This window comes from Rhodococcus yunnanensis NBRC 103083 (genome assembly GCF_001895005.1).
Classification (GTDB): Bacteria; Actinomycetota; Actinomycetes; order Mycobacteriales; family Mycobacteriaceae; genus Rhodococcoides; species Rhodococcoides yunnanense.
The window spans coordinates 69,561-86,551 of the sequence record NZ_BCXH01000024.1 but is presented as its reverse complement, the minus strand read 5'-3'; the positions used below and the strand labels follow the sequence as shown (position 1 = coordinate 86,551).

The following is a 16,991-nucleotide window of genomic DNA, read 5'->3' as shown; positions in this document are numbered from 1 at the left end:
ATCCAGCAGACTTACGTCTGCAAGCATCCGGGGCAACCGTTCCAGCTTATCCCAGCTTGGTCTCGGACACAAGGCCCGACTCTTGGGGGACAAACAAATACTACATTCGGCCAGACACTCCGTACAACCTCGTTGCCATGTCCGTGAAGACCTGGTCGGTGTCCGTGTCGCTCTGACTCGACAAAAGTTACGCGAGCACACCGCAGTCCGCAAATCCGCAGGTGAACGCCACACGCAAATACGTTCGCCCAGGTAGCGGGCCTTCAGCTACCCACCGATCGCCTCGAATCGACAAGATCGCCAACTGTGACGCCGGACATACTCGGTTCCTGCTTCTCGATCGCGGCCAGAACATGTTCCGGCACAGTAGTTTCCGCTTCGAGATCAGCTGCCGGCGTCGCCGCTCCTGCTTGCTGCCACATCGGAACGACTCCCGCCCACACTTCACCCGCCTCGATGTCGCTCGGGTCGTCGACCGGATCACCGCTACGCGATTTCACCGACGCCTCGTACAGAGGCAGCGCAAGGACAACCGTCGCCGCCAGTTCCTTCTTGGTGTGCGCCCGAAGGTGCGCGCTCCTCCCCTCGATCACCTGATCGACGATTGCGTCGAGTGCGCGTGACCGCTCCCCTTCGTCGACGACCAACCGAGGACGCCCGAGGACAACTGCGCTGCGATAGTTCATCGAGTGGTGGAAGGCAGATCTCGCCAGCACAAGGCCGTCGAGCACGGTGACCGTCACGCAGATCTCGGCTTCGGGCGCGACGACGAGACTTCTCGCCGCAACCGAGCCGTGCAGGTACAGGCTTCCCCCGTCGTCCGGCCCCTCGAAGTCGACGCCGAACGCCGTCGGCAGCACCCGCACCGCTCCGTCGACCACGACTCCCAGATGACAGACGCGAGCCGACGCCAGAACGTCGACGAGATCTTGTCGATCCAACCGTGCTCGGGCGCGACCTCGTCGAACGGTCGTTCTCGCCGTGGGAGACAGCGCGGGAGACAAGTCGGGAGACAAACGGTGGGCGTCATTGTTCATGCGTCCGATGATGGTCGACTATTGGCTCAGTGTCATGGTCCAATCAAGGGGCAATTAGCTGAGCCACTCTGACCGAGTCCCGGAGACCACCGATGCTGCCGTCCTCGATACCGATCACACTCGACCGATCCGACGCCCGAACGTTGCCGGTCCAGATCGCCGACGGCATCCGCGTCGCCATCGACAACGGATCGATTTCTCCGGATACCCGATTACCAAGCAGCAGAGCGCTTTCCGTCGGTCTCGGTGTCGCGAGGGGGATCGTGGAGCACGCGTACGAACAGCTGACCGCCGAAGGGTGGCTCGACGCCAGGCGGGGGTCGGGGACGTACGTGCGACAGCTCCCGTCGGATGCCCGCACCACGACCGATCGACGTCAGGAAGCTCCTCGGTTCTCCGACACCGGAATCGACAGAAGCCGGCGCATACGGTTGGCCACGGGAATCCCCTGGCTACAACCGCAGGCGTCGGCCGCGTGGAAACGTGCGTGGCGCGATGTCGGGACCGTGCCCCCACCCAACGCCTATCCCGATCCACGCGGTGAGCCTCGGCTCAGGTCTGCCGTTGCGGAGCTTCTCGGTAGGGCGCGGGGACTGCACACCGATCCGAGCTCGATCGTCGTGACCACGGGAAGCATTCACGGACTGAATCTCACGCTCGCAGCACTCGCCGAGACTGCGCGCGCTACTCCCCCAGTGCTCGCACACGAGAATCCCGGGTACCGGGTGGCGACTACCACTGCTCGCCGGTCGGGCTGGTCGGTGTTCGACGTTGCCGTCGACACCCACGGCATGAAGATCGCCGAACTCGCCGCTGCACCGCACGCGACGCGCGCGGTGTACGTGACGCCCTCTCACCAACACCCGACGGGCGGCCTGCTGCCTGTTGGGCGTCGACGAGCGCTTGCCGACATCGCGCGCGCCAGGGACATGATGATCATCGAGGACGACTACGATTCCGAATTCCGTTACGACGTAGCGCCTTTGCCGACCGTTGCCGAGTTGGCTCCGGATCGGACGGTGTATCTCGGTACGGTCGCGAAGACTCTCGGCGGCGGCATTCGCCTGGGGTGGCTCGTCGCGCCGCCTGATGTCGTGGACCGGATCGCGGCGGTGCGTACCGATATCGGCGACTATCCGCCCATCCCCGTACAGCACGCCATGACGTCGTTGCTACGCGATGGCGAGTGGGACCGAACGGTTCGCGCTTCGCGTCGCCGCTATCGGGAACGCGACAGACGAGTGGTGGCCGCTCTCGCCCGGTTCGGCGAGCTCCGCGGCGTCGGAGCCGGAATGCACACAACGCTGCTGCTCGAACGCGACGTCGCGTCCCGCGTTGCCCAGATCGCGGCAGGCCAGGGTGTGGACGTCGACACCCTGGCCCCGTCCACTCGAAGCCCCTCCGACACGTCAGGGCTGATCGTCGGATACGGATCCGTGTCCGACGAGGAGCTCGACCATGCGTTGAACGTGCTGGTCGCAGCGTTGAGCAGCCTCAGCTGACGCGTTGGATGTCGCCGCCCAGCTCGGTGAGAATCTCGACGAACCGCGGATAGCCGCGGTCGATGTGATAGACGTCGTGCACCTCGGTGACGCCGTCGGCGCACAGGCCTGCGAGCACAAGACCTGCTCCTGCTCGAATGTCGGACGACCAGACGGGCGCACTCGACAACTGCGGGACTCCGCGTACCACCGCGTGGTGGCCGTCGGTTCGGGCGTCGGCGCCCAATCGAATCATTTCCTCGACGAAACGGAATCGCGCCTCGAACACGTTCTCGGTGATCATCGACGTCCCGTTGGCAACAGCCGCCAGGCCGATGGCCATCGGCTGCAGATCCGTCGGAAATCCGGGGAACGGCAGGGTTGCGAAGTTCACCGCGGTCGGGCGTTCGTGTTGGACGACCCGGAAGCCGTCCGGCTCGGATGTCACCTCCGAGCCCGCGGAACGCAACTTGTCGAGTACCAACGACAGATGCTTCGGATTCACCCCGCGAACACGCACGTCTCCGCGCGTCATTGCAGCGGCGATCCCCCAGGTTGCAGCCACGATCCGGTCGCCGATGACCCGGTGCGTCGTCGGCTTCAGCGACTCGACACCCTTGATCGTCAGAGTGGAACTGCCTGCTCCGGTGACCTGGGCACCCATGTCGTTGAGCATGTTGCACACGTCGACGATGTCGGGTTCACGGGCAGCGTTGTCGATGACCGTCTCACCCTTCGCCAGCACCGCAGCCATCAGAATGTTCTCGGTGGCGCCGACGGAAGGAAAGGCGAGACGGATATTGGCGCCGCGCAACTCGTCGGCCTCGGCGACGACGCAACCGTGCTGGATCTCGCTGCGTGCACCGAGCAACCGCAGGCCCGATTGGTGCATGTCGAGCGGACGCGAACCGATGGCGTCACCACCGGGAAGCGCAACCACGGCCTTCTTGCACCGGGCCACGAGCGGACCGAGGACACACACCGAAGCCCTGAACTGGGTGACGGCAGGAAAATCGGCGTGATACTTCGGCTCCGCCGGAGTCGTGATGTGCACGACCGAACCGTCGAGCACCACCTCGCACCCCAGCCCGCGAAGAACCTCCGCCATCAACGGCACATCGAGAATGTCGGGGCAGTTGGTGATCGTGCTCGTGCCCTCGGCCAGCAGTGCCGCTGCCATCAGTTTCAGAACGCTGTTCTTGGCGCCACCGACCGATACCTCGCCGACGAGGCGGTTTCCTCCGGATACCAAAAAGCGTTCACTCACAGTCCGACAGCGTAGCGGTGGGAACCCTCGACCCGCCCGAGCGGTACCGTGACCTCATGGCCGTGCACCTGACCCGCATCTACACCCGTACCGGTGACGACGGGACCACCGGGCTCAGCGATTTCTCGCGCGTACACAAGAACGACCCACGGGTGATCGCGTACGCCGACTGCGACGAAACCAACGCAAGCCTGGGAGTGGTTCTTGCACTGGGGAATCCCACGGACGACATTCGGCGGATCGTCCGAACGATCCAGAGCGATCTGTTCGACGCCGGCGCCGATCTGTCCACACCCGTCGTCGAGGACCCGAAGTATCCACCGCTGCGCATCGACCAGACGTACATCGATCGCCTCGAAGCGTGGTGCGACGCGTACAACGAGGATCTGGAGCCGCTGACGTCCTTCATTCTGCCGGGTGGGACACCGTTGGGAGCGCTACTGCACAGCGCTCGGACCGTGGCACGACGTGCCGAACGCGCCGCGTGGGCAGCGGTCGATGCGAATCCGGAGAACACGAGCACTCTTCCAGCCAAGTATCTGAACAGGCTGTCGGATCTGCTGTTCATCCTGAGCAGGCACGCGAACCCCGAGGGTGACGTTCAATGGGTACCGGGAGCATCCCGCTCGACCGGTACGTAACTCACGCGGCTGGGCGTCCTCGCCGGGAACGGCCCGACGGCCTCGACTCCAACCAGGACATGAACGCGGTCAGCGCACCTCGATCGAGTGCGATTTCGTAGCCGCGGCCCTGGTCGGTCACCTGCAGGATGCCGATCTCGTCGGTCATGATGTCGAATTCGTTGTCGCGAGGCTTGCGACGCTCGCCGATCTCGATGCCCTGACGCGTCATTCGGTAGTCGGGGCCGGGACGCAGGCTCGACAGTTTGAAGAACACCATCGTGTTGTCGCCGTACCGAATGATGCCGTGCCGCCAGCCACTGCCGCCCGATGACGGCGTGATCCTGACGATGGCTGCGGTACCACCCCGGCGAAGGGTGGTGAGCCGATACAGAAAAGCCGCGACGAGGCCTGCGAGCAGCACAACCAGAATGATCGAGGCGATCACTCCTATGTGCATCACAGACCCCGTCGCGGCTTTCTCTTCGAACCTAGGCCCGCTCGGCGGCGCGAATTCGGCCCTTGGCGATTGCCAGGGCTTCCTTGTCGTCACCGCCGGCGTCGAGTACTGCGCGAGCTGCGTCGACGTCGATGTCCTTGGCGAAGTCCGCGGACTCCGCCAGAACGGTGACGGTCTTGCCCGTGACCGACAGGAATCCACCGTGGACTGCGGCCACGATCTTCCCTCCGTCGGTCGTCGTGATGGACACCGTCCCTGCCTCGACGAGCTGGCCCAGTACGGGCTCATGGCCGGCCATGATGCCGATCTCACCCTCGGTCGTCTGAGCGCTCACCAGGGTCGCGTTGCCGGACCACAGTTTCTGCTCGACAGCGACGAGTGACACTTCCATGCCGTTCGTTTCCGCAGAAGTCACGTCGGGCTACTTTCCGGCCATCTTCTTGGCTGCTGCCTCGACGTCGTCGAGACCACCACAGCTGTTGAAGGCCTGCTCGGGAAGGTGGTCGTACTCGCCCTTGGTGACCTTGTCGAACGCCTCGATGGTGTCCGAGAGCGACACGACCGAGCCTGCTTCACCGGTGAACTTCTCGGCGACGATGAAGTTCTGGCCGAGGAACTTCTGGAGGCGACGTGCGCGACCGACCAGAACCTTGTCCTCTTCCTGAAGCTCGTCCATACCGAGGATGGCGATGATGTCCTGCAGTTCCTTGTACTTCTGCAGGATCCGCTTGACCTCGTTGGCGACGCGGAAGTGCTCGGCACCGACGATGCCGGGCTCGAGAATTCGCGACGTGGAGCTCAGCGGGTCCACAGCGGGGTAGATACCCATCTGCGAGATCGGACGCGAAAGCTCGGTCGTTGCGTCGAGGTGCGCGAACGTCGTTGCAGGCGCCGGGTCGGTGTAGTCGTCGGCGGGAACGTAGATCGCCTGCAGCGAGGTGATCGAGCGTCCACGGGTCGAGGTGATGCGCTCCTGGAGCTCACCCATCTCGTCCGCCAGCGTCGGCTGGTAACCCACGGCAGAAGGCATACGTCCCAGAAGGGTCGACACCTCCGAACCTGCCTGCGTGAAACGGAAGATGTTGTCGATGAAGAGCAGCACGTCCTGGCCCTGCACATCGCGGAAGTACTCCGCCATGGTCAGCGCGGACAGGGCGACGCGCATACGCGTGCCCGGCGGCTCGTCCATCTGGCCGAAGACAAGGGCGGTGTCCTGGAGGACGCCCATCTCTTCCATCTCGAGGTGAAGGTCGGTGCCCTCACGAGTGCGCTCACCGACGCCGGCGAACACCGAGGTGCCGGAGAACTCGCGGGCGATACGGGTGATCATTTCCTGGATGAGAACGGTCTTGCCGACACCGGCACCACCGAACAGACCGATCTTTCCGCCCTTGACGTACGGGGTCAGAAGGTCGATGACCTTGATGCCGGTCTCGAGGATCTCGGTCTTGCCTTCGAGCTGATCGAAGGCTGGTGGCTTGCGGTGGATGCCCCACTGCTCGCCGTCGCGGCCGAGGCCAGGGGTGTCGAGGCAGTCACCGAGGGCGTTGAACACGTGGCCCTTGACGACGTCGCCGACGGGAACCGAGATCGGCTTGCCCGTGTCGGACACCGAGGTGCCACGGACGAGGCCGTCGGTCGGCTGCATCGAGATGGTGCGCACCAGGTTGTCGCCGAGGTGCTGTGCAACCTCGAGCGTCAGGGTCTTGGCAACCGTCGGCAGAGTGATCTCTGCGTGGAGTGCGTTGAACAGAGCGGGGATCGCGCCGCGCGGGAACTCGACGTCCACAACGGGGCCGATGACCCGAACGACACGGCCGGACTGTGTGTCCGCTCCGCTCGCGTTCTCTTGGGCTACTGCTGCGGTCATTGCTTAGTCACTTCCTGCGCTGTCAGCCAACGCGTTTGCGCCACCGACGATTTCGCTGATTTCCTGGGTGATCTGGGCTTGGCGAGCCTGGTTTGCCTGACGGCTCAGGGTCTCGACCAGTTCGTTCGCGTTGTCCGTCGCCGCCTTCATGGCGGTACGACGCGCGGCCGACTCGGACGCAGCCGCATCGAGCAGCGAGGAGTAGATCCTCGTGCTGATGTACTTCGGCAGCAGAGCCGACAGGAGAGTTCCGGCTTCGGGCTCGAAATCGTACTGAGCCTGCACCTCCGACGCGGACGGAGAGTCGGTGAGCGCGTCGGCGCCCATCTGGATCTCCTCGTCGGTGTACGCGATCTCCAGCGGAGCCATCCGGCGGACCTCGGGCTTCTGCGTCAGCATCGACACGAAACGTGTGTAGACGATGTGCAGTTCGTCGACGCCTTCGACGGTGCCTTCACCGTTGGGTGCGTCGACCTCGGATCCGGATCCCGCCATGAACAGCTCGACCAGATGCTTGCTGGCCTTGGCTGCGTCGGTGTAACCCGGTTCCTGCGAGAAGCCAGTCCAGGCACCCTTCACGTCACGCTCACGGAAGGTGTAGTAACCGAGCCCCTTCGCGCCGAGCACGTAGATGACCGGGTCCTTGCCCTCTTTGCGGAGGAGCTGGAACAGCTCTTCTGCTTCCTTGAGCACGTTCGAGTTGTACCCGCCGCACATGCCGCGATCACTGGTGACAACCAGTACCGCTGCACGCTTGGGCTCGTCACGCTCGTTCAGCAGCGGGTGATCCAGCGAACCGGATGCACTCGCCAACGCCGAGAGCACGTTGGTGATCTCTTCCGCGTACGGCTTGGATGCAGCAACACGGGCCTGCGCCTTGGTGATTCGCGACGTGGCGATCAATTCCTGCGCTTTGGTGATCTTCTTGGTCGAGTTGACCGACTTGATCCGGGAACGCAGCTCGAGAATGCTTGCCATCTAGCTGTTCACGCTCCCTTCTCTACTCGTAAAGTCACTGGGCATCTCGATGACCTACTTGCTGACTGTCTTGCGAGTGACGTTGACCTGCTCCTGGCTGACCTCGTCCGGGTTGAGCGTGTCCGCCTCTGCCTCGTTCACGACGCGGTTGCCCTCGGAGTCGAGGAAGCCTGCCTTGAACTTCTCGGTCGCTGCCTTCAGCTTGTCGATGGTGGCGTCGTCGAGAGCCTTGCCACCGGCGATGGTCTCGTAGATCTCACCCGCGTTGCGGTGCAGATCCTCGAGCAGCTCGGACTCGAAGCGACGAACGTCGGCGACGGGAACCGAGTCGTAGGTGCCCTGGCCTGCAAGGTAGATCGAGATGATCTGGTCCTCGACGGCCACCGGTGAGTACTGATCCTGCTTCAGCAGCTCGACGAGGCGTGCGCCGCGCTCGAGCTGAGCCTTCGACGCGGAGTCGAGGTCCGATGCGAACGCCGAGAACGCTTCGAGCTCGCGGTACTGAGCAAGTTCGAGACGCAGCGAACCGGAGACCTTCTTCATGCCCTTGGTCTGCGCTGCGCCACCGACTCGGGAGACCGAGATACCGACGTTGATGGCAGGCCGAACACCCTTGTTGAAGAGGTCGGACTCGAGGAAGACCTGACCGTCGGTGATCGAGATGACGTTGGTCGGGATGTACGCGGAGACGTCGTTGGCCTTGGTCTCGATGATCGGCAGAGCCGTCAGCGATCCGCCACCGAGCGCGTCGGACAGCTTGGCCGAGCGCTCCAGCAGACGGGAGTGCAAGTAGAAGACGTCACCGGGGTATGCCTCGCGGCCCGGCGGGCGACGCAGCAGCAGCGAGATGGCGCGGTACGCCTCGGCCTGCTTGGTCAGGTCGTCGAACACGATGAGAACGTGTTTGCCCTGGTACATCCAGTGCTGGCCGATGGCCGAGCCGGTGTACGGAGCGAGCCACTTGAAGCCGGCAGAATCGGATGCGGGAGCCGCGACGATGGTCGTGTACTCGAGTGCACCCTGCTCTTCGAGCGCAGCCTTGACGCCTGCGATCGTGGAGCCCTTCTGGCCGATGGCAACGTAGATGCAGCGAACCTGCTTGTTCTCGTCGCCCGACTCCCAGTTGGCCTTCTGGTTCAGGATTGCGTCGATGCAGACGGCGGTCTTGCCCGTCTTGCGGTCACCGATGATGAGCTGGCGCTGGCCGCGGCCGATCGGGGTCATCGCGTCGATGGCCTTGATGCCGGTCTGCAGTGGCTCCTCGACGGGCTGACGCTCGAGCACCGAAGCAGCCTGCAGCTCGAGAGCGCGGTTCTCCGAGGACTCGATGTCGCCGAGGCCGTCGATGGGAAGTCCCAGTGGGTTGACGACGCGGCCGAGGTAACCGTCGCCGACCGGCACGGACAGAACGTCCCCGGTCCGCTTGACTTCCTGGCCTTCTTCGATGTGCTCGTAGTCACCGAGGATGACGGCACCGATCTCGGTGGCATCCAGGTTGAGCGCAACACCGAGAACGCCGCCGGGGAATTCCAGCAGCTCGTTGGACATCGCCGACGGAAGACCGGACACGTGGGCGATTCCGTCGCTCGTGTCGGTAACCGTGCCGACCTCCTCGCGGGAGGACTCCGGTGAGTAGCTCGCGGTGAAGTTCTCGATCGCGCTACGGATCTCGTCGGAGGAGATCGTCAGCTCCGCCATATTTTTTCCTGCTCTTCCTTCAATGATCGCGGTATCAAACGCTTCGCAGTTTGGAAACGTGTATCGGGAGACTGTGGTGTCCGTACTCGGACTACTTGAGGGTCCTTCGCAATGCAGCGAGGCGGCCTGCCCCACTACCGTCGATGACCTCGTCGCCTATCCGGACCACGAGTCCGCTGAGCAGTTCGGTATCGACCTCGACGTGCACGGTCACGGGCTTGCCGTACGTCCGCGTCAATGTTGCAGTCAGCTTCTCGAGCTGACTGTCGCTGAGCGGCGCCGCGCTACGCACGTGTGCGACTGCTCGGTCGCGGACCTGCGCCGCCAATCCTGCCAGTTCGTCGAGCGCGTCGGCGGGTGCCGACTTGCGCAGACGGCTGACCGTTTGGATCGCCAGTGCCTCGGTGACCGCAGTCACCTTGCCGTACAGCAGGCGTCCGAGAAGCTCACGCTTGGCCTGAACCGGCTTGCCGAGATCCGACAGTGCCTGCTCGAGCTGAGGGTTCGCTGCCACGATCCGCCCGAGGCGGAAGAGCTCGTCCTCGACGGTATCGAGCTGATCCTGATCGGCTGCGGCACGAAGAAGAGATTCGCGACCGAGATCGACCAGGGAGTTCAGCAGATCCGATGCCTTGGACCAACTCTCCGAAACCGCACTCTTCAGGATCTTCGCAGTGATCTCGGAGACCTGACCCGCGAACAGTTCCGCCGCGAGCGCACTGCGGCGTTCGGCGGAGACGGACGAGTCGGCCAGCGCGGTACGCAACGTGCGCTGCCCGTCGAGGGTCTCCACGACCGCGAAGAGCTCGGCTCCGGTCTGCGCGGCAGCAGCAGTTGCTTGCCCTGCCGGCGCAGCCCCGAGTGCGTCGTTCGCAACCGAACGCGTGCGGGCAAGAGCCTCACGAGAAGTTGCGTACATGGTTATCTCACTTTCCGGCTGCAGAGTCAGCCGTGACGGAGTCGAGTTCGCTCAGGAAGCGGTCGATCGAGCCTGCGCGCTTCGCCTCGTCGGACAACTGCTCTCCGATGACCTTTTCGGCGAGCTCCACTGCCGTGCGTCCGAGGTCGCCACGAAGTTCCGTGACGATCTGCTGACGCTGCGCGACGAGCTGACTGTGGCCTGCGGCCACGATCCGGTCGCTTTCTTCCTGCGCCTTCGTCTTCATTTCGGCGAGAATGGCCTGACCCTGAGTACGCGCTTCCTCACGGATCTGCGCGGCCTCGGATCGAGCGTCGGCGAGCTGCTTCTGGTACTGCTCGAGAGCAGCCTTGGCTTCTACCTGCGCTTCTTCGGCCCTCTTGATGCCGCCCTCGATCAGTTCGCTTCGTTGCGCCATGACTTCTTGGAACTTCGGAAGGATGTACTTCCAGAAGACGAAGCCGATGACAGCGATGCAGATCGCAGACCACACGATGTCGTATGTCGCGGGGAGGAGAGGGTTGATCTTCTCTCCCTCTTCCGCGGCCAATAACGCGATGTTGGTTGCCATGTCGTGATTAACCGAACAGGAAGCCGGCGACGATACCGATCAGCGCGAGCGCTTCGGTGAACGCGATGCCGAGGAACATGTTGGTACGGATGGTGCCCTGGAGCTCAGGCTGACGGGCGATGCCCTCGATGGCCTTACCGACCACGATGCCTACACCGATGCCGGGGCCGATCGCAGCGAGGCCGTAGCCGATTGCACCGTATCCAGCGCCGGTCACCGTGCTGGTCGTTTCCTGTGCCAGGTACGCGAGGCTCATTGGTTTTCCGTTCCCTTTCTGTTGCCCACCACCGGGCGGTGTGTGGGTCAGGTCGATCTGTGGTGCGGGGGGTCGAGCGGTCTAGTGCGAGTCGGCGTGCAACGCGAGGTCGATGTAGACGGCGGTCAGCAGCGCGAACACGTACGCCTGCAGGCCGATGACCAGCATCTCGAACAGCGTGAAACCGAACCCGGCGGCGAGGGAGAAGATGCCGAAGATCTTCATCCCTGCAGCTGCCTGGAAGAAGAAGAACTGGGTCGCGCTGAAGAACAGCACGAGCATGAGGTGGCCCGCCAGCATGTTGGCCATGAGACGCACGGTGAGCGTGAACGGCCGAAGGATGAAGGTCGAGATGAACTCGATCGGAATCAGGATGATGTGAAGCGCAACGGGCACGTCGGGTACGACGACGCTGCTCTTGACGTACTTGAAGAATCCGTACTTCTTGATACCCACGTAGTTGAACGTCACGTACGCGATGGCCGCCAGGACGATCGGCATGCCGATTCGAGCGTTGGGCGAGATGTTCAGGAACGGGATGATTCCGGAGAGATTCATGAACAGCACGGCGAAGAAGATCGTCATGATGATCGGCAGGAAGCGCCTGCCCTGTTCCTTACCGAGAATCTCGTCGGCGATCTGGATCTTGACGAAATCGAGGAGGTACTCGACGCAGTTCTGAAGACCACGCGGTACGACCTTCGGGCTGCGCATGGCGACTGCGAACAGCACGACCAACACGACGCTCATCAGGATGCGAATCAGCATGAGCCGGTCGAGTTCGAAGGGGGTGCCCTCGAACAACACAGCGGGAGGAAAGAAGTCGGATAGTGACGGCGGATGGAACTCCGCGGCCAGGTTGGTGACGCTCAGCGGTCTCTCCCGTGTTCGGGCCGCAGACGGCTAAGACTGCGGTTCGATCGGACATTGACGATCTATCAAGTCGACGATATCGGCTCGAGGTCGTCAGCAGCTGAGGCCGGATTTTCGTCGGCCAGCGTCTGTCGGGTGTCGGCGACTCACGTCGACTCGGTAACTTCTGGGCCGCGCCTGTAAGGAAACTCACGCGACTTCGGTTACCTGCAAGGTGCCTCCCGCATGCGAAATGTCGCATTCGCGTCAGTCGGACCCTTACTTGGTCGGAACTTTATCAACACAACTACGACGTTGTGTAGGTGGGGCTACTTCTTTACCGATTACGACAGGCTGTCGTACTACTTTTCGTCGGAGTCGGTCGGTCTCGGCGGCTCGTCGACGTACGGGGCCTTGGTGCGCACGACCCCGAACACCTCCGCACCGAGAACCAGAACCAGTGCCGCGACGACGACCAGAGCCAGCGCCTTCTTGCTGTAGAAATCCATGTCCTTGAGAACCGCGAGAACCACCACGGCGAGCAGCATCTTGACGATCCAGCCTCCGAGTAGAACAGCACCGGCCATGGTCGGCGGAAACTTCGAGGTCAACGAGATCGACAGCGCGGTCGTGAGGATGAATCCTCCGCCGAGCGCGGCGCCGATGAGCGCTCCCCACAGACCGGGCAGGCCCGCGACCAGGGTCGCGACGACGGCACCCAGAACTGCGAGCACCACCAGACCGATGACGCCGTAGCGAACGGCAGCGCGCATCGCGTCGGATTGATCGGGCACTGGCGCAGGAGAGAAGCTCACAGACGCACAGACTACCCAGCCATGTCCGAGTTCAGCTCCGACGGCCTCGTCGGCCACCCGAACCCGACCTTCTACGTTGGCGAGCCATATCGAGCTTGATCGACGGCACAGCCGTCACCACCAGGGCGAACACGAGGCCTGCTGCGACGAGAAGGACCACGATGCGTCGATCGATCAACGAGGAACCGACGGCACCGAACGCGAGAACACCCACCCACAGGTAGATGACAAGAACGACCCGGCGGTGCGAATGGCCGATCTGCAGCAGTCGGTGATGCAGGTGCATCTTGTCCGGACTGAACGGGCTTCGACCGGCCCGTGTGCGTCGAATCACCGCGAGCAGCAGATCGAGCATCGGGATGAACATGACCGCGCCGACGAGCAGGATCGGCGAGAGCAGTCCCAACAGGTCGCGGGGACCGTATGCGACCAGTGGAATCCGACCCGATGCGCTCGTGGACACCGTCGCCAGCATCAGCCCGATGAGCATGGATCCGGAATCCCCCATGAATATCCGCGCCGGTTGGAAATTGTGCGGAAGGAAACCGAGACACGCGCCCGCGAGCGCAGCGGCGATGACCGTCGGCGGGTAGATGCCGACGTCCCCGCCCTGCTCGTGCAGAAGCCCGACCGAGAAGACACAGATCGCGATGGACGCGATCAGACCGAGCCCGGCGGCGAGACCGTCGAGGCCGTCGACGAAGTTCATCGCATTGACCATCACCACCGTCACGAGCACGGTGACAAGACCTGCCTGCAGCTGGTCGAGGACGACGGTCTTGCCGCCGTCGGACCACGGGACGTAGATGATGTACCAGCTCACACCCATCACGACGAGTACGCCCGCGGCCGTCACCTGCCCGACGAACTTGGTGAGCGCGTCCAGGCCCCACCGGTCGTCGATGATGCCGACGCCGACGATGACGAATCCTGCCACCAGCGCCGCAGGCACGTCCTGGGAGTACTCGGGGTCGAATCCGCGTGCCAGCGCCGGTAGCTGCGAGGCGAACAACAACGCGACGAGCATCCCGAGATACATACCGGTGCCGCCGAGGCGCGGAGTCGGCGTGACGTGCACGTCGCGTTCGCGAGGAGCTGCGACGGCGCCGAACCGGATGGCGGCGACGCGAACGCCGCCCGTCGCGAGGAACGTGATGACCGCGGCCGTCAGGAATACGAGCAGCAACTCCCGGATCGGAACGCCTGCGCCCTGCCCCGACTGCGCGAGTACCTCGTACGTCATGCGCGGGCGTAGGCAGGGTTGCGCGAGACGAGCTCGGTGACCTCACCCTCGACTGCGGCGATCTCGCGGTCACCGGATGCCGTTCCCAGCTCGGCACGCACGGCGCGGGCGACGAGAGATCCCACGGCCGCCATGTCCGCCGCGTCGAAACCCTGGGTCGTCACAGCAGCCGAGCCGACACGAATTCCCGACGCTACCGCGGGCGGTGCCGGATCGAACGGGATGGCGTTCTTGTTGAGCGTGATGCCCGCGGCCTGGCAGCGGGCCTCGGCAGTGCGTCCGTCGACACCGGTGTTCCGCAGGTCGAGCAGAGCCAGGTGTGTATCGGTTCCTCCGGAGACCGCGCGCATACCGTTCTCGACGAGCGAGCTCGTCAGGGCACCCGCGTTGGAGACGACGGCGGAGGCGTAGCGCTTGTAGTCGTCGGTACCCGCTTCCGCGAATGCGACGGCCTTGGCCGCGATGGTGTGCATGAGTGGGCCGCCCTGGCTGAACGGAAACACGGCTTTGTCGACGGCACGTGCATGCTCGGCCCGGCACATCAGCATTCCTCCGCGGGGTCCGCGAAGCACCTTGTGCGTCGTGGCCGACACGACGTCGGCGTACGGGACGGGCGACGGAATCGCTTGCCCGGCAACGAGTCCGATGAAATGCGCGGCGTCGATCCACAGAATCGCACCGACCTCGTCGGCGATCGATCGGAAGGCCGCGAAGTCGATGAGACGCGGATAGGCCGTCGCTCCGGCGACGATGATTCGCGGGCGGTGCACGAGCGCCAGATCCCGAACTTCGTCGTAGTCGATCAGTTCGGTGTCCTGGCGAACGTGGTACGGAATCGGGGTGAACCAGCGCCCGGAGAAACTGACCTTGGAGCCGTGCGTCAGGTGCCCGCCGTGCGGAAGACTCATCGCGAGTACGGCGTCTCCCGGCTTTGCGAACGCGGCGTACACCGCCAGATTGGCGCTCGCGCCCGAGTGCGGCTGCACGTTGACGTGCTCGGCACCGAACAGCGACATCGCACGCTCGACGGCCAGGTTCTCGGCGCGGTCGACCACCTCACAACCGCCGTAGTACCGGTTGCCCGGGTATCCCTCGGCGTACTTGTTGCTCAGCACGCTCCCCTGCGCGGCGAACACCGCGGGACTGGCGAAATTTTCACTCGCGATCAGCTGCAGACCCGACCGCACTCGATCCAGTTCACCGAGCAGAACGTCGGCGATCTCCGGATCGGTGCGGCCGAGTTCGCCGAAATCCGGGCCGAAGAACGGAGGCGTACTCACTTCGCGGGGCTTCCTTGCAGGAGGCTCTCCGGCGTCACTCCCAGTACCTCCGCGACCGCCTCGGCCCGGATCGCGCCCACGCGGAGGAGACGAGGATTCTCCGCCGTCAGATCGACGATCGTCGACGCGACGGCATGTTCGGCAGGTCCGCCGTCGAGATACACCGCGGCCGAGCCGCCGAGCTGATCACGGGCCTCGCCCACCGTCGTCGCGGGCGGCTGTCCCGAGATGTTCGCACTCGACACAGCGAGAGGGCCGACCTCTCGGAGCAGTTCCAGCGCGACGGGATGCAACGGCATACGAAGCATGACGGTGCCCTGCGCGTCACCGAGGTCCCAGGCCAAGGACGGCGCCTGCTGAACGACGAGGCTGAGTGCCCCTGGCCAGAACGCCCGGATCAGATCACGGACGCGCGGCCGGATACCCATCACCAAACCATCGATGGTGTTCCAGGATCCGACCAGCACCGGCACCGGCATGTCTCTACCGCGTCCCTTGGCGCGCAGTAGGTCGGTGACGGCGCTGCCGTCGAATGCGTCGGCAGCCAGTCCGTAGAGAGTGTCCGTCGGCATGACCACGAGACGTCCGGACTTGAGGGCGCCTCGTGCTGCGGTCAATCCGGCCGCGCGGGAATCGGCTTGCTGGCAGTCGTAGACAGTGCTCACCCCCCTATCCTGTCACTCGCCCTCCAGCGCGATCGACAAGGCTCGGCCGCCACGCGGTGCGATCGTCATCGACTGTCGGCGGACGCCGCTCGCGATGCGACGACGAAGCGGGGCCGACCGGAAAGATCGGGATGCTCGACGACGTCGGTGAACACACGTCGCCGCTCGAACAGAGCTGCCACCTTGTTGCCGTGCGAATCGTCGTGTTCGACGCCGACTCCCCCGCCCACCCGCAGCAACCTCGCGATCGTCCCGATCATGGGCTCGATGACCGACAGTCCGTCGGCACCGCCGAACAGCGCCAGGTGCGGGTCGTGGTCGAGCACCTCGGGTTCGAGATCAGCGCCTTCCGGGATGTACGGAGGGTTCGAGACGATCACGTCCACTCGTCCGTCGAGATCGGTGAGCAGTGCCCGGTCGGTGACATCGCCGTGGTGCAGAGTGATGGCGGTGTCCCCGAGTTCGGCCCTCAGGTCCGCGTTCCGTCGCGCCCACGCGAGGGCGGACGGGTCGAGTTCGACGGCATGTACCAGCGCGTCCGGCCTGGCGTTGGCGATGGCGAGAGCAAGCGCGCCGGAACCGGTGCACAGATCCAGCACGACAGGCGGGCGGGTGTCGACGCCCTCGAGGAACGCGAGCGCCCACCCGAGCAGCAGTTCCGTTTCCGGACGCGGCACGAACACACCGGGGCCGACCTCGACGTCGATGTTGCCGAGAGCCGTTGTGCCGGTTATGTATTGAAGCGGAATACGCTTGGCGCGCTGCTCTACCGTCTTGAGGTAGGCCTCGACGACCTCAGGTTCGACGAGTGGTACCAGACCGAGCCTGCCTCGCTCGACACCCACGATGTGCGACGCCAGCAGTTCGGCGTCGACCCGAGCGCTCGGCACGCCTGCCTTCTCCAACATCGAAGTCGCGTCCAGGATGGCCAGGCGAAGCGGTTTCCGAGTCACCACTACAGCCTGCCATGCCCCTCGGT

General features: G+C 64.2%; 18 protein-coding genes. 2 read left to right on the top strand and 16 right to left on the bottom strand.

What is annotated here, in order from left to right:
* Positions 1–263 precede the first annotated feature (263 nt).
* Positions 264–1,037 (bottom strand): pyridoxamine 5'-phosphate oxidase family protein, encoded by a 774-nt coding sequence (locus RY1_RS26880; RefSeq protein ID WP_084727908.1) that lies wholly within the window; start codon positions 1,035–1,037, stop codon positions 264–266.
* A gap of 92 nt (positions 1,038–1,129) precedes the next feature.
* On the opposite strand from RY1_RS26880, the gene pdxR reads away from it, so the two are divergent.
* Entirely contained in the window at positions 1,130–2,539 is a 1,410-nt protein-coding gene (gene pdxR, locus RY1_RS26875) for a MocR-like pyridoxine biosynthesis transcription factor PdxR (RefSeq protein ID WP_072807088.1), read from the top strand.
* On the opposite strand, the gene murA is transcribed toward pdxR, so the two are convergent.
* Positions 2,532–3,785 carry a UDP-N-acetylglucosamine 1-carboxyvinyltransferase gene (gene murA / locus RY1_RS26870; protein WP_072807087.1) on the bottom strand — a complete coding sequence of 418 codons (1,254 nt, stop codon included), beginning with the start codon at positions 3,783–3,785 and terminating at the stop codon, positions 2,532–2,534. The genes pdxR and murA overlap by 8 nt on opposite strands.
* A gap of 56 nt (positions 3,786–3,841) precedes the next feature.
* On the opposite strand from murA, the gene RY1_RS26865 reads away from it, so the two are divergent.
* Positions 3,842–4,426, top strand: coding sequence for a cob(I)yrinic acid a,c-diamide adenosyltransferase (locus RY1_RS26865; RefSeq protein ID WP_072807108.1), 585 nt, complete (start codon positions 3,842–3,844; stop codon positions 4,424–4,426).
* Between the two features lies 1 nt (position 4,427).
* On the opposite strand, the gene RY1_RS26860 is transcribed toward RY1_RS26865, so the two are convergent.
* The 14 genes from RY1_RS26860 to prmC form a co-directional block, all read right to left on the bottom strand.
* The gene (locus RY1_RS26860; RefSeq protein ID WP_072807086.1) at positions 4,428–4,865 is read right to left on the bottom strand and encodes a DUF2550 domain-containing protein; all 438 of its coding nucleotides are present in this window, start codon (positions 4,863–4,865) and stop codon (positions 4,428–4,430) included.
* A 31-nt stretch (positions 4,866–4,896) separates the two neighbouring features.
* On the bottom strand, positions 4,897–5,256 hold the full coding sequence (locus RY1_RS26855) for a F0F1 ATP synthase subunit epsilon (protein ID WP_072807085.1): 360 nt from the start codon (positions 5,254–5,256) through the stop codon (positions 4,897–4,899).
* 30 nt (positions 5,257–5,286) lie between these two features.
* Positions 5,287–6,735: a F0F1 ATP synthase subunit beta gene (gene atpD, locus RY1_RS26850; protein WP_072807084.1), complete on the bottom strand. Its 1,449-nt coding sequence runs from the start codon at positions 6,733–6,735 to the stop codon at positions 5,287–5,289.
* A 3-nt stretch (positions 6,736–6,738) separates the two neighbouring features.
* Positions 6,739–7,713: a F0F1 ATP synthase subunit gamma gene (locus tag RY1_RS26845; RefSeq protein ID WP_072807083.1), complete on the bottom strand. Its 975-nt coding sequence runs from the start codon at positions 7,711–7,713 to the stop codon at positions 6,739–6,741.
* A 54-nt stretch (positions 7,714–7,767) separates the two neighbouring features.
* Positions 7,768–9,411: a F0F1 ATP synthase subunit alpha gene (atpA, locus tag RY1_RS26840; protein WP_072807082.1), complete on the bottom strand. Its 1,644-nt coding sequence runs from the start codon at positions 9,409–9,411 to the stop codon at positions 7,768–7,770.
* A 91-nt stretch (positions 9,412–9,502) separates the two neighbouring features.
* On the bottom strand, positions 9,503–10,330 hold the full coding sequence (locus RY1_RS26835) for a F0F1 ATP synthase subunit delta (RefSeq protein ID WP_072807081.1): 828 nt from the start codon (positions 10,328–10,330) through the stop codon (positions 9,503–9,505).
* A gap of 7 nt (positions 10,331–10,337) precedes the next feature.
* Positions 10,338–10,901: a F0F1 ATP synthase subunit B gene (locus RY1_RS26830; RefSeq protein WP_072807080.1), complete on the bottom strand. Its 564-nt coding sequence runs from the start codon at positions 10,899–10,901 to the stop codon at positions 10,338–10,340.
* Between the two features lie 7 nt (positions 10,902–10,908).
* Positions 10,909–11,157 (bottom strand): ATP synthase F0 subunit C, encoded by a 249-nt coding sequence (locus RY1_RS26825; RefSeq protein WP_068370103.1) that lies wholly within the window; start codon positions 11,155–11,157, stop codon positions 10,909–10,911.
* 81 nt (positions 11,158–11,238) lie between these two features.
* A complete protein-coding gene (atpB, locus tag RY1_RS26820; RefSeq protein ID WP_174565483.1) occupies positions 11,239–12,015 on the bottom strand; it encodes a F0F1 ATP synthase subunit A in 777 nt (258 codons plus the stop codon).
* A 356-nt stretch (positions 12,016–12,371) separates the two neighbouring features.
* Entirely contained in the window at positions 12,372–12,824 is a 453-nt protein-coding gene (locus RY1_RS26810) for a Cg1360 family ATP-synthase-associated protein (RefSeq protein WP_072807107.1), read from the bottom strand.
* 31 nt (positions 12,825–12,855) lie between these two features.
* The gene (locus tag RY1_RS26805) at positions 12,856–14,067 is read right to left on the bottom strand and encodes a glycosyltransferase family 4 protein (protein ID WP_072807078.1); all 1,212 of its coding nucleotides are present in this window, start codon (positions 14,065–14,067) and stop codon (positions 12,856–12,858) included.
* Positions 14,064–15,347 (bottom strand): serine hydroxymethyltransferase, encoded by a 1,284-nt coding sequence (gene glyA, locus RY1_RS26800; protein ID WP_072807077.1) that lies wholly within the window; start codon positions 15,345–15,347, stop codon positions 14,064–14,066. The genes RY1_RS26805 and glyA overlap by 4 nt, the downstream gene beginning before the upstream one ends.
* Positions 15,344–16,012 carry an L-threonylcarbamoyladenylate synthase gene (locus RY1_RS26795; protein WP_072807076.1) on the bottom strand — a complete coding sequence of 223 codons (669 nt, stop codon included), beginning with the start codon at positions 16,010–16,012 and terminating at the stop codon, positions 15,344–15,346. The genes glyA and RY1_RS26795 overlap by 4 nt, the downstream gene beginning before the upstream one ends.
* Positions 16,013–16,077: 65 nt before the next feature.
* Positions 16,078–16,965 carry a peptide chain release factor N(5)-glutamine methyltransferase gene (gene prmC, locus RY1_RS26790; RefSeq protein ID WP_072807106.1) on the bottom strand — a complete coding sequence of 296 codons (888 nt, stop codon included), beginning with the start codon at positions 16,963–16,965 and terminating at the stop codon, positions 16,078–16,080.
* Positions 16,966–16,991: the final 26 nt, after the last annotated feature.

What these genes read in the sequence shown, in the direction of transcription:
- RY1_RS26805 (WP_072807078.1), bottom strand. Translation starts at nt 14,067, where the DNA reads ATGACGTACGAGGTACTCGCGCAGTCGGGGCAGGGCGCAGGCGTTCCG.
- atpA (WP_072807082.1), bottom strand. Translation starts at nt 9,411, where the DNA reads ATGGCGGAGCTGACGATCTCCTCCGACGAGATCCGTAGCGCGATCGAG.
- RY1_RS26865 (WP_072807108.1), top strand. Translation starts at nt 3,842, where the DNA reads ATGGCCGTGCACCTGACCCGCATCTACACCCGTACCGGTGACGACGGG.
- atpD (WP_072807084.1), bottom strand. Translation starts at nt 6,735, where the DNA reads ATGACCGCAGCAGTAGCCCAAGAGAACGCGAGCGGAGCGGACACACAG.
- RY1_RS26845 (WP_072807083.1), bottom strand. Translation starts at nt 7,713, where the DNA reads ATGGCAAGCATTCTCGAGCTGCGTTCCCGGATCAAGTCGGTCAACTCG.
- RY1_RS26855 (WP_072807085.1), bottom strand. Translation starts at nt 5,256, where the DNA reads ATGGAAGTGTCACTCGTCGCTGTCGAGCAGAAACTGTGGTCCGGCAAC.
- pdxR (WP_072807088.1), top strand. Translation starts at nt 1,130, where the DNA reads ATGCTGCCGTCCTCGATACCGATCACACTCGACCGATCCGACGCCCGA.
- RY1_RS26830 (WP_072807080.1), bottom strand. Translation starts at nt 10,901, where the DNA reads ATGGCAACCAACATCGCGTTATTGGCCGCGGAAGAGGGAGAGAAGATC.
- RY1_RS26860 (WP_072807086.1), bottom strand. Translation starts at nt 4,865, where the DNA reads ATGCACATAGGAGTGATCGCCTCGATCATTCTGGTTGTGCTGCTCGCA.
- RY1_RS26880 (WP_084727908.1), bottom strand. Translation starts at nt 1,037, where the DNA reads ATGAACAATGACGCCCACCGTTTGTCTCCCGACTTGTCTCCCGCGCTG.
- RY1_RS26825 (WP_068370103.1), bottom strand. Translation starts at nt 11,157, where the DNA reads ATGAGCCTCGCGTACCTGGCACAGGAAACGACCAGCACGGTGACCGGC.
- RY1_RS26835 (WP_072807081.1), bottom strand. Translation starts at nt 10,330, where the DNA reads ATGTACGCAACTTCTCGTGAGGCTCTTGCCCGCACGCGTTCGGTTGCG.